Consider the following 14,495-nt stretch of genomic DNA (forward strand, 5'->3'; position numbering starts at 1 on the left):
GTCGGATGCTCGACCGTGACGCTGACTTCGGTCGCACGGGTCGCTGCCATCAGGAGAGCCGTCCGGACAGGGCCGTCAGGGAAGAGCTGCTCGGAGGGTCGCCACCACCGCCGGCCACCGGCCCGCGTTCCGGACCAGCACAACGTCGGCCCGCGCGCCCGGAATCAGCGCCCCGCGGTCGTCCAGGCCGGCGGCCCGCGCCGGGCCGGACGTGACCAGCGCTACCGCCCGGGTCAGGTCCGCCAGCCCCTCGCGCACCAGCACCTCGATGGCGGCGAGCATGGTGGCCGGCACGTAGTCGGAGGCGAGCGCGTCCACGAGCCCCAGCGCCACCAGCTCGCGCGCCGAGACGTTGGCGGTGTGCGAGCCGCCCCGCACGGCGTTCGGGGCGCCGGCCACGACGTGCAGCCCGTGCACGCGGGCGGCCCGGGCGGCGGCGATCGTCGTCGGGAACTCCGCGATGGCGCCGCCCCGGGCCGCGAGCGCCTCGATGTCGCCGGGCGTCTCCGGGTCGTGTCCGGCCAGGCGGATGCGGCCGGCCCGCGCGAGGTCGCCGAGCCGGTCGAGGGTCGCGACGGCGACGTCGGCGCGGTCCTCGCGCTCCCGCCGCCAGCCCTGGACGTGGGCGCGCGCGTCGTCGGGCCTAAATCCTTCGCGGCCGACGAGCAGTCGTTCCATGTCCGCGGGGTCGGCGTACTGCCCGATCCCGGGCGTGTGGTCCTCGTGGGAGACCAGCGGCGGGATGTCGCGGGGCGAGGCGTGGGCGAGCGCGGCCTCCAGCGCGGTGAGCCCGGCTGGGCTGCGGATGTCGAGGCGGTGCAGCACCCTGGCGCCCGACGCACGAGCCTCGGGTGCGTGCAGCGCGGAGAGCAGATCCTCAGGCCCGGGTGATCCAGCGGGCAGGCCGACCGGGGTGTGCGCGCCGAAGGGCACGCCGTGGAACGCGGTGAGCACGCCGGCGGCGGCGAGTCGTCCCGTGGCGGTGCCGACGGCGAGGTCGAGCGGGAGGTCCGCCCCCGGCCGCGGACGGCGCTCGTGGGCCAGGACGTCGGTGTGCACGTCCACCAGCGCGGGCAGGCACAGCGCCCCGCCCCCGTCGAGATCGGCGCGCGCACCGGGCGGGCGCTCCCCCACCTCGACGATGCGGCCGTCGCGTACGACCACCCGGGCGTCGTCGACCACCCGACCGGGAAGGACGGCGCGCACCCCGCCAAGCACCCAGTCCTCGGGCGTCTCCGAGATCGGCCACTGGGGGTGGAGGGCAGAGCTCATCCCGTCATGTTGTCCGGACGACCTGGCTGGACGGTGAACGAGCGTTCATCCCCCGTTCATCAGCGCAGGGGTGGCGGTTCGTCGCGTCCTCACAGACTCGGCAGCATGAAGACCACCAAGACCTTCGCCACAGTGGCACTCGCCGCCGCGACGGCGCTGACGATGTCCGCGTGTGCCGGCGGCTCGCAGGCCGCGGCCGGAGGAACTACGGCCGAGGGCTTTCCGTCGGTCATCCGGCTGGCCGCGATCCCCGCGGAGAACTCGACCGACCTCGCCGCCGGCTACGACCCGATCATCGCGATGCTCGAGGACGAGACGGGCGCGACCGTCGAGGTGAGCCAGGCTTCCGACTACGCGGGCGTCATCGAGGGCCTCATCGCCGAGAATGTCGACCTCGCGTTCCTCGGCTCGTTCGCCTACGTGATCGCCACCCACAACGACGCCGCGATCACCCCGCTCGGTGCCGCGATCGAGGAGAAGGGCGCCGACCCCGGCTACTACTCGCTCGGCATCGTCCCCGGCGACAGCGACATCGACGGCCTCGAAGACTTCGCCGGGCACAGCGTGTGCTTCGTCGACCCCGGTTCGACGTCCGGCTTCCTCTACCCCACGGCTGGCCTCATCGACGCGGGCGTCATCGAGTCGGGCCTGGAGTCCGACGTCGCGGCCGGCGTCGAGCCGATCTACGCCGGCGCCCACGACGCCTCGGCGCTCGCCGTCGCCGCCGGGGACTGCGAGGCGGGTTTTGCCATGCAGTCCATGGTCGAGGAGACCCTGCCCGACGCCGGTGAGCTGGCCGACGGCGACCTGAAGGAGGTCTGGCGCTCGCCGAAGATCTCGGGCTCGCTCTTCGTCGGCAACAACGCGCTCGGCGCGGAGGTCAACACCAAGCTGGCCACGCTGATCACCGAGAAGGCCAACTCCGAGTACCTGCTGTCCCAGGGCTACTGCGACGGCGACTGCCTGCTCACGGACGAGGACGCCTGGGGCTTCGCCCCGGCACAGGACTCGGACTACGACGGCACGCGCGAGGTCTGCACGCTCACCAGGTCCGACAAGTGCGAGGGCTGACCGTGCTGCCCGCAGCGCGGCCCACGGCGGCGCCCGAGTCCGGGCCCGGGTCTGACGTCGCTCCCGCCGTCGTACCGAACAACACGGACACGGCCGAACCGCTGGTCCGGGTCCGGGGCCTGGTCAAGGAGTTCGACGGCACGACGGCGCTGGCCGGCGTCGACCTCGATGTCGCCCGCGGTGAGCTGCTGGTGCTCCTCGGGCTGTCCGGCTCGGGCAAGTCGACGCTGCTGCGCTGCCTCAACGGGCTGCACCGGCCCACCTCCGGCGAGGTCACCGTCGCAGGCACCCGCGTGGACCGCGCCTCGGGACGGGAGCTGCGGCGCCTGCGCACCGAGGTCGGGTTCGTGTTCCAGCAGTTCAACCTGGTGGGCCGGCTCACGTGCCTGGAGAACGTCCTGATCGGCGCCCTCGGCCGGGTGCGCGGCCCCCGGTACGGCGTCACCACGTACCCGCGCCGCATGCGGGAGGAGGCCCTCGCCCACATCGACCGGGTCGGTCTCGCCGACCACGCCTACCAGCGCGCCGACACCCTGTCGGGCGGCCAGCAGCAGCGGGTCGCGATCGCGCGGACCCTCATGCAGCGGCCCCAGCTCGTGCTGGCCGACGAGCCGGTCGCGTCCCTCGACCCGGAGAACTCCGGCGCGGTCATGGACCTCCTGGTGCGCGTGTGTGCCGAGGAGGGGCTGACGGTGGTGTGCACCCTGCACCAGGTCGACCTCGCGCTCGGCTGGGCGCACCGGCTGGTCGGTCTGCGCAACGGCACGAAGGTCCTGGACCGGCCGGCGGCGGGGCTGACGCGCGACGACGCGATGTCGATCTACCGCCGCGTCGAGGCAAGCGCGTGACCGTCCAAGCTCCGGTCACGTCACCAGTGCGTCCGCCAACCACCCTGCGGCAGCGCGCCCTGCGCTGGATCGCAGGCGGATCGGTGCTGCTGGCGCTGGCCGCGTCGTCGTACATCGGCCTCGACCTGCCCGCGCTGGTCGCCGGCGGCGAGAACGTCGCCTCGCTGGTGGGCCGCATGCTCCCGCCGCGCCTAGACGACCCGGCCCGCATCGCCGCCCTGACGCTGGACACCATCCTGATGGCGTTCCTCGGGACGGTGCTCGCGACCTTCCTGTCAGTTCCCCTGGCATTCCTCGCCGCTCGGACGACGACGCCGCACCCCGCCGTCGCCGCCGTCGCACGCGGTGTCATCACTTTCTGCCGCGCCGTGCCCGACCTGGTGTTCGCGGTGCTCTTCGTGCGTGCCCTCGGCCTGGGCGTGCTGCCGGGAGTGCTGGCGCTCGCGCTGCACTCGGTCGGCATGCTCGGCAAGCTCTTCGCCGACGCGATCGAGGACGCCGATCCGGGGCCGCGCGAGGCGGTACGCAGCGTCGGCGTCGGACCCCTGCGGGAGCTGCTCAACGGCGTGGTGCCCCAGGTGGTGCCCGCCTGGATCTCGGCGTTCGTCTACCGCGTCGACATCAACCTGCGCACTTCGGTGGTGCTCGGTTTTGTCGGCGCGGGCGGCATCGGCTTCGCCCTGCAGGACGCACTGCGGGGGCTTGTGTACCCGAAGGCGCTGGGCATCGTGGCGGTCATCCTCGTGGTCGTCGCGGCCATGGAGCTGCTCTCGATGGCGGTGCGCCGCGCGCTCCTGGCGCCCCTGCGCCCGCGCTTCAACCGGGACCGCGTGGTCCGGTTTCTCTCCGGCGGCGCGGCGATCGCCCTGACCGTCTACGCGTTCGTGCGCCTGGGGATCAACCCGGTGTCCCTGGTGACGTCGCTGCCCGACCTGCTCACGATCGCCGGGCGCACCTTCCCGCCGGACCTCACGTCGCTCGGCCCCGTCCTCTGGGAGGCGCTGCTGCAGACGCTCGCCATCGGGCTCGTGGCGACGGGCATCGGCATCTTGCTGTCGCTCCCGCTCGGCCTGCTCGCCGCCCGCAACGTGGCGCCGCACCCCGTCGTGCACGCGACCGCCCGCGCGATAGTCCTCGTCGTCCGCGCGATCCCCGAGCTCATCCTCGCCGTCATCCTGGTCGCCGCCGTCGGGCTGGGGCCGGTCGCGGGCGCGATAGCGCTCGGCATCGGCTCGATCGGGTTCCTCGGCAAGCTCGTCGCCGACGCCGTCGAGGAGATCCCCGCGGGACCTGCCGAGGCGGTGCGGTCGGTCGGCGGCGGCTGGTGGAAGGTGCTCTTCGCCGCCGTCCTGCCGCAGAGCCTGCCGTCCGTCATCGGCTCGGCGCTCTACCTGCTCGACGTCAACGTCCGGACCTCGACGATCCTCGGGATCGTCGGCGCCGGCGGGGTCGGGTTCCTGCTCTTCGAGGCGGTGCGCACCCTCCAGTTCGAGGTGGTGGGCGGCATCGTGCTGCTGGTGTTCGTCGTTGTGTTCCTCATCGAAAGGCTCTCCGGGTGGATCCGCGCACAGCTGACCTGACTGCCCCAGCCCCAGCACCAGCACCAGCACCAGCCCTGACGACCACCGTTGCCCTGTGGGAGGGCGGCGACGCCGTCCGGCTCGTCGAGGTGCCGCTCCCGGCCCTCGGCCCGGGCGAGGTGCTCGTCCGGGTGCGGCTCGCCACGGTGTGCGGCAGCGACCGGCACACGGTCTCCGGACGACGCTCGTCCCCGGTCCCATCGGTCCTCGGGCACGAGGCGGTGGGCGAGCTTGTCGCGATCGGTCCCGGCGGGGCCGTCGTCGTCGAGACGAATGGCGCAGACGCTGACCTTGGCAACCATCCGCTCGCTGTTGGCGACCGGATCGTGTGGGGCGTGACCGTCGGGTGCGGGGCGTGCGACCGGTGCGCCGCCGGGCGTACCGCGAAGTGCCGGTCGGTGCGCAAGGTCGGGCACGAGGCGTTCGCATCCGACTGGCCGCTCAGCGGGACCTACGCGCACCACCTTGTGCTGCCGCGCGGCGCGACGATCGCCCGGGTGCCCGCAGAGCTGCCCGACGAGCTGGCGTCGCCCGCCGGCTGCGCCAGCGCCACCGTGATGGCCACTATCGAGGCGGCGGGACCGCTGACCGGCCGCCGTGTGCTGATCAGCGGCGCGGGGATGCTCGGCATCACCGCCGTCGCTGCGGCACGCGACGCCGGGGCCGCGGAGGTCCTGGTCACCGACCCGGACCGGGACCGGCTGGACCTGGCGCTGCGGTTCGGCGCGACCTCCACGCACGGGGTGGACGAGCCGCTCAGCACCGGCCTTGTCGACGTCGCGATCGAGCTGTCTGGGGCGAGCTCCGCGGTCGCGCGGTGCCTCGACGCGCTCGACATCGGCGGGCGGCTCGTCCTGGCCGGCTCCGTGGCGCCTGCCCCGCCGGTGCCGCTGGACGCCGAGCGCGTGGTGCGCGGCTGGCTCACCGTGACCGGCGTGCACAACTACGAGCCGCGGCACCTGAGCGCCGCGCTGGACCTGCTCGACCGCACCCGCGACACCGCGCCGTGGCACGAGCTGGTCACGCCCGCCGTCGGGCTCGATCAGGTCGGACGGCTGCTCACCGGCCCGCCAGGCGTAGCACCGCGAGCGGCGGTGGTCCCGTGAGCACCCAGCTCGACGATCACCCGGACGGCGTCCGACCGGACCCAGCGCTCGGTGAAGAGCACCGGGCGCCCGTCCGCGCCGTCGCGCGCGAGACTCACGATCAGCCAGGCCGGGTCGCCGGGGCGGCAGCCGAGGCCGGCGCTCGCGTCGTCCGGGGCGGACTCCATGCTGGACCGTGTCCAAGCGCGTTCCGGCCGCACCCGCGCCACGGCGCGCAGGATCGCGTCCAGCGACTCCTCGTGCCGCAGGGCCGTGGGCAGCTCGGGCACGAGCGCCACGGTCAGCCACTCGACGCCCCAGGCGGCGGGCATGTCGTCGATGAACGACCGGCGCACGAGGCGGAAGCCCGGCTCCCCCGGCCCGGTGCCGAGCTCGGCCGCGACACCGGACGGCAGCGGCACCTCGTCGCACGCCAGCACGACCGTGCGCGGTGTCGCTCCTGCCTCGCGGATCGTCCGGCTCCACGACGGCGCCTTGCCTGGCGCGACCAGGTAGTCGACGCGCCGCCGCGTGAACGTGCCGACGCCCTGGATGCGGCTCACCAGCATCCGACGTTCGAGCTCCCCCAGTGCCGCGCGCGCCGCGGCACGCCCGACGCCGAACCGCTGGCCGACGTCGGCCTCCGACGCGACCCGCGTACCCGGCGGGACGCTCTGCAGCTCCTCGGCGAGCACCCGGACGATCTCGGTCGACTTGCTCACGGGCGGACCGTAACCCGGCCGGGTGACTCCCGCATGAACTCCACCCTGCCCCTCGCCACCAAAGGACAAGCATGACCACCCCCGGCCCCCACCCCGCCGCCCCCGTCGAGAACGGGGTTGTGTCTCTACCGGCTGGCACAACAAGCACAACCCCGTTCTCGATCGAGGCGGGGCGCCATGGGGCGGCCGGGCACGTCGTGGTCGTCGGCGCCGGGATCGTCGGGCTCGGCGCGGCCGCCGAGGCGCACCGCCGCGGTTACCGCGTGTCCGTCGTCGAGCAGGCCTCCTCCGTGGTCGGTTCGTCCGTGCAGAACTTCGGGCACCTCTGTGTCACGGCACAGGCCGGCGAGGCGCGCGAGTACGCCCTTGCCGCCCGCGAGCGCTGGCTGTCGCTCGGCTCCGCCGCGGGTTTTGGCGTCGCGCAGGTCGGCGCGCACGTCGTCGCGCGGACGGACGCGGAGCTGCGGCTCCTGGCGGAGCTCGCCGCCGAGCGCGGCGAGAGCGAGGTCCGGCTGCTCGACGCCGCACAGGCCCGTGCGGTGGTCCCGGTCCGGCCCGGGCCCGTCGTGGGTGGCGCGCACCTGCCGCTCGACCTGCAGGTGGATCCTCGCGCCGCGGCCCCCGCCCTCGCTGCCTGGCTGGAGCAGCAGGGCGTGACGTTCCGATGGCGGACGGCGGCCCGCGCCGTCGGTACCGGTCGAGTAGAGACCACGGCGGGGCGGATCGAGGCGGACGCCGTGATCGTCGCAACGCACCACGACCTCGACCGGCTGCTGCCCGACCTCGCCGCCCAGGTCGGCCTGCGCCGCTGTCGCCTGCACATGCTGCGCGTGCGGCCGGGCGCGCCGTCCGACCCTCGGTTCCCTGGGCCTCTGCTGACCGGCTGGTCCATGGTCCGGTACGCGGCCTTCGCCGCCTGCCCGTCCGCGGCCGACGTCGCCGGTGAGCTCGCGGACGCCGAGCCCGACGGCGCCGCCTGGGACGTCAACCTGATGCTGACCCCGCAGGAGGACGGCACCCTGATCATCGGCGACACGCACGTGCGCGCCGTTGACGCGCCGGTGTTCCAGGACGAGGCGGGCTACACCGTGCTGCTGCGGCTCATGACGGACCTGCTCGGCCGCGACCTCGACGTCGTCGAACGCTGGCAGGGCACCTACGCGACCGCGCCCGGCCGGGAGTTCCTGGTCGCCGAGCCGGAGCCGGGGGTGCACGTCGCAACGGTCACCACCGGCATCGGTATGACGACGGGCCTGGGGCTCGCCGCGCACGTCCTCGACCGCGCCGGCCTCGACCACGCCCCGCTCGGGGCCTGACCGCTCTCCCGGCCCGCGGCCGCGCGGCCTCCACCGGTGCTGCCGCCGCGGCGCCGTCCAACACAGCTCCCGCACGACCCCTCTGGAAGGAACCACCCATGATCGCTCTCGCTGCCCTGGACATCGCAGGCACCACCGTCGAGGAGGGGGGCGCCGTCTATCGCGCTCTCCACGATGCCGTCCGCCGGCACGGCAGCCGGGCCGACGTCGCTGACGTCGCGCACTGGATGGGCGCGGACAAGCGCACGGCCATCCGCGCCCTGCTGGCGATCGGCGGCGGCCAGGCCGACGTCGTCGGCGGCCAGGCCGACGTCGTCGGCGTCGGCCGGGAGACCAACGTCGCCGTCAAGACCGCCATCCACGAGGACACCGTCGACGAGACCTTCCTCGACTTCGAGCGGCTGCTGCGCGAGGCGTACGACAAGACGCCGCCCATCGCGATGCCGGGTGTGCTCGACGCCTTCGCCGCGCTGCGCGCGCACGGCGCCAAGATCGCGCTGACCACTGGGTTCTCGGTGGACGTCACCGACCTGCTGCTCGACCGGCTCGGCTGGCGCGACGGCGTCGTCGACACCGTGATCTGCACCGACGACGTGCCCGCGGGCCGCCCCGCGCCGTACATGGTGCACCGGGCGATGGAGCGCACCGCGGTGTGGCGTGCGGCCGCGGTGCTCACCGTGGGCGACACCGTCCTGGACCTGGAGGCGGGCACCAACGCCGGGGCGGGCGTGGTGGTCGGCGTGCTCAGCGGCGGCGTGCCGCGGGAAACGCTGGCGGCCGCCCCGCACACCCACCTGCTCCCCTCTGTCGCAGCCCTCCCGGACCTGCTCCCCCGCCTGCCGTAGTCCACGACCGGCTGACTCTGGTTCAACAGGCTCTGAGGTACCGGAACCGGCATCAAAACGGCCCCAGCGCCTGTTGAACCCGCGTCGACAGCGGCTCAGCGGCTCAGCGGCTCAGCGGCTCAGCTCGATCAGGGCCAGCAGCGCACGGCCGTAGGCCTCCGCGGGCTCCGGGTCGGTGAATACGCGCAGCTCGCCGAGCAGCGAAACCTCCACCTCGTAGGTGTCGTCACTACGCCGCAGCGTCTGGAAGCTCGACCGCAGGAGCGTGCGCAGCTGGTCCTCGCGCGGCAGCCAGAGGGCGTCCTCGATGGCGATCGAGTCGAGTGCCCACTCGGTGGTGCCGTTGAAGCCGAGGATGGTGCCCGTCGGGTACTCGTGCGCCTCGATGGTCATGGTGCTCACGGTGAAGACGTCGCTCGCGAGCCCGGGCGCCCGGACCCGGAACTGGTCGCCGTCGACCGGCGTCCAGACCAGCCCGGCGTCGCGCAGCGTCGCGGCGAGCTCGGTGGAGATCATCGAACCATTGTCGGGCACAAGCGAGAACCCTGACCACAGTGCCATCAGCCCACCACGACGCGCAGCACGAATGGGCACCCGGCCCTGCGTGACGATAGTGTCCGGCAGTGCCGTTCACCCTCTCGCACCCCGCCGCGGTGCTGCCGCTGCTGCGGCACCCGTTCAGCGCCGCCGCGCTCGTGGCCGGGGCCGTCGCGCCGGACCTGCCGTACTTCGCCCGCTCGACGCCGATCCCCGTGAGCGCCCAGTCCTGGTACGAGCCGTTCATGAACGCCACGACCTCGCACGGGCTGGTCGGCGCGGTCACCGTCAGCCTGCCGTACGCGGTGGCGCTGTGGGTGCTGTACCTGATCGCCCGCCCGCCGGTCGTGGCGCTGCTGCCCGACGTCGTCGGCCCCCCGGTGCCGGCAACGACGTCGGGCAGCGTGCTCCTGCGGCGCGGCGGCTGGGTGCTGCTGTCCCTGGTCATCGGCATCGCCACCCACCTGGTCTGGGACTCCTTCACGCACAGCGACGGCTGGGTGGTCCTTAACGTCCCCGGGCTCAGCACCCCGCTGGTCGGTGACCTGACGTGGGCGCGGGCGCTGCAGCACGCCAGCACCGTCGTCGGGCTGGTGCTCATCGCCTGGTACCTGTGGCGACGCCGCTCCCGCCTCCTGCCCGACGACGCCGGGCGTCGCCCGGCCGCCCGGCACCAGCTGCTGCGGCTGCTCTGGATAGTCGTCGGCGTGGCCGTCGTCGGCGCGGTGGCCAGCACCCTGCCCTCCTGGCCCGACGCCGAGCTGCCGGCCAGGCAGGTGATCGAGAGCGTGCTCTCCACCAGCGCGACCGGCGCGGGGGCCGCCCTGATCGCCGCGCTGCTGCTGTACGTCGCGACGTGGTGGGTGGCCCGCGGCGTCCAGGCGTCCCGTCAGTCGCGGTAGCCCGTCAGTCGCGGTAGCGGCGCCACGCACCCCAGAGCCGGGCGTAGGAGCCGTCGGCCGCGAGGAGCTCCTCGTGCGTGCCCTCCTCGTCGATCCGCCCGCGGTCCATCACGACCACCCGGTCGGCCGCTGCCGCCTGGCTCAGCCGGTGCGCGACGACGAGCGCCGTCCGCCCGTCGAGCACCGCCTGGGCCGCGCGTTCGAGCCGGTCGGCGTCGCTGGACCCGGCCTCGGCCGTGGCCTCGTCGAGCACCACGACGCCGGGGTCGGTGAGCAGCACGCGGGCGAGCGCGAGCTGCTGCGCCTCGGCGGGAGTGAGCGACGACGCGTCGAGGTGGGTGTCGAGCCCGTCCGGGAGCCGGTCGAGGAGCGGTTCGGCGCCGACGTCGGCCAGCGCCCGGCGCAGGTCGGCGTCGTCGGCGTCGGGCCGCGCGAGGGTGAGGTTGGCGCGCAGCGTCGTGTCGAACACATGCACCTCCTGGGTCACGAGCACCACACCGCCCGGGGTCTCGACGACGCCCGCCGTCGGGTCGTACACACCCGCGACGATGGCGGCGAGCGTGCTCTTGCCCGCGCCCGTCGCGCCGACGACGGCGACAGTCTCGCCCGCCGCTACACCCAGGTCGACGTCGGTGAGCACCGGGTGGCCTGAGGTGTACGAGTGGCCGACGCCGGTCAGGCGCAGCCCCGCCCCGGCAGCCGCCGCACCCGCGCCGGGACGACCGTCGGACCCGGCAGCACCGTCCACGGCAGCCCCGCTCCCGGCCGGTGCCCCCGCGACCCCGGCGATACGCGCGAGCGACGCGAGGGCCGACTGCATGTCGTCGAACACGAACAGCAGCTGGTTGATGGGGTTGAACAGGCGCAGGAACAGCAGCATCGCCGCCGTCGTGCCGCCGATGGTGCCCCCGGCGTCCCGCACCAGGAAGAACCCGACCACGAGAAGCGCCGTCATGCCGGCGAGCTCCGCCGCGTTGAGCCGCCCGGCGAACGCGTTCTGGACGACACGTGCGCGCATGGTCCACCGCACGACCGCCCACGACGACGCACCGATCCGCGCGAGGTGCTGCCGCGACAGGTCGAAGGCGCGCACGGTCTCGATGCCGCGCAGCGAGTCGAGCAGGTGCTGCGCGCGGCGCGCCATGGCCGCCCGCTCGGCGGCGTACAGCTCGGGGGCGGTGCGCAGATACCTGCGGACCGCCAGGACGTGGAAGGGCACGATGACCAGCAGCGCCAGCGCGTAGCGCGGGTCGATCACGGCCATTCCCGCGAAGGTCACCAAGATGGTGAAAAGCGATCCAGTGATCGCCGGGACCACGGCTGGGATGGCCTCGGCCACCTCGGCGACGTCGTCCCCCGCGCGGGAGATCAGGTCGCCCGTGCCGGCACGCTCGACCTGCGACTGGGGTAGCCGCAGCGCCGCCGAGACCATGTTCTCGCGCATCGTGGCGAGCATCGCCTCCAGCAGCCGCCCAGCCCCGATCGCGCCGACCGCGGCGAGCACCGCACCCACGACCACGGAGCCCACCATCGCGGCACCCGCGAGCCATACGGTGCGGGTGTCCCCGCCGGCAGTGAGGGTGCTGGCAGTGTGGGTGCTGGCAGTGACGGTGTCGACGATGCGCCCGATCGCGAGGGACGGCACGACGCCGGCCGCCGCCGTGGCGACGAACACGATCACGAGGCCCGCCAGGCGCCAGCCGCGACGTCCCATGGCGCGCCACATCTCGCGCAGCACGGTGCGGCCGTCGGCGATCGGCAGGCCGGAGTCGGTGGTCATGCGCTCTCCCCCGTGTTCGTGTTCTCGCCTGAGTCGTCGCCCAAGTCCTCGCCCAAGTCCTCGCCCGTGATGGTGACGACGCGGTCGGCGGCCTGCAGCAGGGCGGGCGAACGCGTGACGACGACGGTGCGCCGGCCCGCGCGCAAACTACGCAGCCGGTCGGCGATCGCCGCCTCGGTGACGGCGTCGACGGCGGTCGTCGGGTCGTGCAGCACAAGCAGCGGCGCGTCTTGGGCGAGCGCGCGGGCGAGCGCGACCCGCTGCCGCTGACCGCCGGAGAGGGCCGCGCCGCCCTCGCCCACCGGGGTCGCCCACCCCTGGGGCAGGATCTCGGCGAGCTCGTCGCAGCCGGCCGCCGCGAGCGCCGCGTCCACCCGGTCGTCCGGGACGCCGGACAGCGCGACGTTCTCGCGTACCGAGCCGGCGAACAGGTGCGCCTCGTGCGGTACAACGAGGGCGTCGGGGTGCCCGGCGCGGATCAGGTCGAGCACCGTGCGGGCGGCGCGGGCCTCGGCGGCGATCGCGACAAGCTCCCCGTCGCGCACCTCCCCGGCGAGCGGGACGACGACGGCGCCCGGGCGCCCGCCGTCGTCCGACCCCTGAACCGCCGCCGACGACGCGGCGTCGTCGCTCTCGCGCAGCAGGTCCAGCAGGCGCGCGGCCGAGGCGTTGGCCGACGCCCACAGCGTGCCGGCGTTGCGCGCGAGCCCCTGCAGCGGTTCGAGCAGGAACTGGGTCAGCCCGACGATCGTGACGAGCTCGACGATCCCGAAGGCGCCCCGCAGGGCGAGGATCCCGGCGGCCACCGTGATCGCGGTGACGAACAGCCCGGTGGCCAGGTCCATCGTGCCGACGAACAGGCCCGCCGCGCGCCGCGCCCGCAGCGTGCTGGCGAGCGCGCTGCGGCTGGCGCTCCGGTAGCGGCGCGCCGCCTCGTCCTCCGCGTGGAAACCCTTGAGCACCCGGTAGCCGGACATGAGGTCGGCGGCCTCGCCGGCGGCGGTGGCGGCGGCGCCCTGCTCGTCGCCGCTGCGGCGGCGCAGCGAGCCGCCCGTGCGGTCGGTGAGCCACAGGACGACCGGCGCGCCGAGGAGCACGGCGAGACCGAGCGGCCACGAGATGACGAGCAGCACAGTCCCGCCGAACACGACCGCGGCGAGCTGCCCGACCGGGTACACGCCGATGATGACGGCGGACGCCAGGCGGTTCACGTCCGAGGTGGCCAGGGAGAGCGCGACGCCGGGCGCGGCCGACACACCGCGAGCGCCCTGGCGGGTCAGCAGGTGGGTGCTCACCATCGAGCGCAGCTCGTGCTGCACGGCGAGCGCCCCGAGCGTCCCGAGCCGGGAGCCGAACCGCCAGGAGAACGAGAGCATCGCGAAGTCCGCCGCGAGGAGCCCCACCCACAGCAGCAGCTGCGCGACGTCACCGGTGCTGACGGCGCGTTCGATGGCGATGCCCATGAGCACCGGCACGAGCGCCTCGCCGAGCTGGTGCGTGATGCTCAGCAGGGCGCTGGGCGCGGTGTACCGGAGCGCGCCGGCCATGACCCGCAGGGTGAACCGCACGGGCGTGGTGCGCTCGTCGAACCGGATCTTGCGGGTGCGGACGGGCTCGGCCGGTGCCTGGAGCCAGACGGGGAGGCTGCGTCGGCTCACCGGGCGGGGCTGCTCTGCTGGCCGTCCTGCGGGTGCGCCGGGCGCGGACCGCGTTCCCGCGCCCGGCCGATGGGCGTGATCGACGGCGTGCCGGTGACCGGGTCGGGCACCACCACGCACGGCAGCTCGAACACCTCCTCGACAAGCTCGGCAGTGACGATCTCGGCGGGCGCGCCCTGGGCGACCACCGCGCCGTCGCGCATGGCGATCAGGTGCGTGCCGTAGCGGGCCGCCTGGTTGAGGTCGTGCAGCACGGCCACCAGGGTGCGCCCCTGCTCGTTGAGGTCGGCCAGCAGCTCCATGAGCTCGATCTGGTGGGCGATGTCGAGGAACGTGGTGGGCTCGTCGAGCAGCAGCAGCGGCGTCTCCTGCGCGAGCGCCATCGCCACCCACGCCCGTTGACGCTGCCCGCCGGAGAGCTCGTCGACCAGGCGGTCCGACAGGTCGGAGACGCCGGTGGCGGCCATCGCGTCCTGGACCGCCGCCTCGTCGGCGGGTGACCACTGCCGGAACAGGCTCTGGTGCGGGTGCCTGCCGCGGGCAACCAGGTCGGATACGGTGATGCCGTCGGGCGCGATCGACGACTGCGGGAGCAGCCCGAGCACCCGGGCGACCTCCTTGGCCCGGTAGTCGGAGATGACCCGTCCGTCGAGCACCACCTGGCCGGCCTTGGGTGCCAGCAGGCGCGACAGGGCCCGCAGGAGCGTCGACTTTCCGCAGGCGTTGGGGCCGACGATCATCGTGAACGACCCGTCGGGGATCTCGACGGACAGGTCGCGCGAGATCACCCGCTTTTCGTACCCGACGGTGATCGCGTCGGCGTGCAGGCGCGGGGCGGCGGCGTCAATACTGAGGTTCATGTGCACTTTCGGGACCGGG

13 protein-coding genes are annotated in these 14,495 nt (G+C 74.0%); 7 read left to right on the forward strand and 6 right to left on the reverse strand.

The window, feature by feature from the left end; all coding sequences use genetic code 11:
• Nucleotides 1-75: 75 nt before the first annotated feature.
• Nucleotides 76-1,272, reverse strand: a complete 1,197-nt coding sequence (locus tag AB1046_RS05190; RefSeq protein WP_369373028.1) for an alpha-D-ribose 1-methylphosphonate 5-triphosphate diphosphatase — start codon at nt 1,270-1,272, stop codon at nt 76-78.
• 105 nt (nt 1,273-1,377) lie between these two features.
• Here AB1046_RS05190 and AB1046_RS05195 point away from each other — a divergent pair, with 105 nt between their 5' ends.
• From AB1046_RS05195 to AB1046_RS05210, 4 genes are read left to right on the forward strand one after another with little or no spacing between them, the layout of a single operon-like run.
• Nucleotides 1,378-2,343: a phosphate/phosphite/phosphonate ABC transporter substrate-binding protein gene (locus AB1046_RS05195; RefSeq protein WP_369373030.1), complete on the forward strand. Its 966-nt coding sequence runs from the start codon at nt 1,378-1,380 to the stop codon at nt 2,341-2,343.
• Nucleotides 2,331-3,191 carry a phosphonate ABC transporter ATP-binding protein gene (gene phnC / locus AB1046_RS05200; RefSeq protein WP_369373032.1) on the forward strand — a complete coding sequence of 287 codons (861 nt, stop codon included), beginning with the start codon at nt 2,331-2,333 and terminating at the stop codon, nt 3,189-3,191. Before AB1046_RS05195 ends, phnC begins: the two co-directional genes overlap by 13 nt.
• A complete protein-coding gene (gene phnE / locus AB1046_RS05205) occupies nt 3,188-4,771 on the forward strand; it encodes a phosphonate ABC transporter, permease protein PhnE (protein ID WP_369373034.1) in 1,584 nt (527 codons plus the stop codon). The genes phnC and phnE overlap by 4 nt, the downstream gene beginning before the upstream one ends.
• Nucleotides 4,747-5,877, forward strand: a complete 1,131-nt coding sequence (locus AB1046_RS05210) for a zinc-binding dehydrogenase (RefSeq protein ID WP_369373036.1) — start codon at nt 4,747-4,749, stop codon at nt 5,875-5,877. Before phnE ends, AB1046_RS05210 begins: the two co-directional genes overlap by 25 nt.
• Here AB1046_RS05210 and AB1046_RS05215 read toward each other — a convergent pair.
• Nucleotides 5,814-6,578, reverse strand: a complete 765-nt coding sequence (locus tag AB1046_RS05215; protein ID WP_369373038.1) for a GntR family transcriptional regulator — start codon at nt 6,576-6,578, stop codon at nt 5,814-5,816. The two genes, AB1046_RS05210 and AB1046_RS05215, sit on opposite strands and share 64 nt — an antisense overlap.
• A 71-nt stretch (nt 6,579-6,649) precedes the next feature.
• Between AB1046_RS05215 and AB1046_RS05220 the strand changes: the two genes are divergently transcribed.
• Both AB1046_RS05220 and AB1046_RS05225 read left to right on the forward strand, forming a co-directional pair.
• On the forward strand, nt 6,650-7,894 hold the full coding sequence (locus AB1046_RS05220; protein WP_369373040.1) for a TIGR03364 family FAD-dependent oxidoreductase: 1,245 nt from the start codon (nt 6,650-6,652) through the stop codon (nt 7,892-7,894).
• A gap of 98 nt (nt 7,895-7,992) precedes the next feature.
• Nucleotides 7,993-8,739: an HAD family hydrolase gene (locus AB1046_RS05225; protein ID WP_369373042.1), complete on the forward strand. Its 747-nt coding sequence runs from the start codon at nt 7,993-7,995 to the stop codon at nt 8,737-8,739.
• 111 nt (nt 8,740-8,850) lie between these two features.
• Here the strand turns inward: AB1046_RS05225 and AB1046_RS05230 are convergent, their stop codons facing one another.
• Entirely contained in the window at nt 8,851-9,255 is a 405-nt protein-coding gene (locus AB1046_RS05230; protein ID WP_369373044.1) for a pilus assembly protein CpaE, read from the reverse strand.
• 107 nt (nt 9,256-9,362) lie between these two features.
• Between AB1046_RS05230 and AB1046_RS05235 the strand changes: the two genes are divergently transcribed.
• Nucleotides 9,363-10,178: a DUF4184 family protein gene (locus tag AB1046_RS05235; protein ID WP_369373047.1), complete on the forward strand. Its 816-nt coding sequence runs from the start codon at nt 9,363-9,365 to the stop codon at nt 10,176-10,178.
• Between the two features lie 4 nt (nt 10,179-10,182).
• Here the strand turns inward: AB1046_RS05235 and AB1046_RS05240 are convergent, their stop codons facing one another.
• Genes AB1046_RS05240 through AB1046_RS05250 form a run of 3 tightly spaced genes read right to left on the reverse strand, consistent with a single transcriptional unit; the run spans nt 10,183 to nt 14,476 of the window.
• On the reverse strand, nt 10,183-11,958 hold the full coding sequence (locus tag AB1046_RS05240; protein WP_369373049.1) for an ABC transporter ATP-binding protein: 1,776 nt from the start codon (nt 11,956-11,958) through the stop codon (nt 10,183-10,185).
• A complete protein-coding gene (locus AB1046_RS05245) occupies nt 11,955-13,616 on the reverse strand; it encodes an ABC transporter transmembrane domain-containing protein (protein ID WP_369373051.1) in 1,662 nt (553 codons plus the stop codon). Before AB1046_RS05245 ends, AB1046_RS05240 begins: the two co-directional genes overlap by 4 nt.
• A complete protein-coding gene (locus tag AB1046_RS05250) occupies nt 13,613-14,476 on the reverse strand; it encodes an ABC transporter ATP-binding protein (protein ID WP_369373053.1) in 864 nt (287 codons plus the stop codon). The genes AB1046_RS05245 and AB1046_RS05250 overlap by 4 nt, the downstream gene beginning before the upstream one ends.
• Between the last annotated feature and the right edge of the window lie 19 nt (nt 14,477-14,495).

It is taken from the genome of Promicromonospora sp. Populi, from assembly GCF_041081105.1.
Lineage (GTDB): Bacteria > Actinomycetota > Actinomycetes > Actinomycetales > Cellulomonadaceae > Promicromonospora.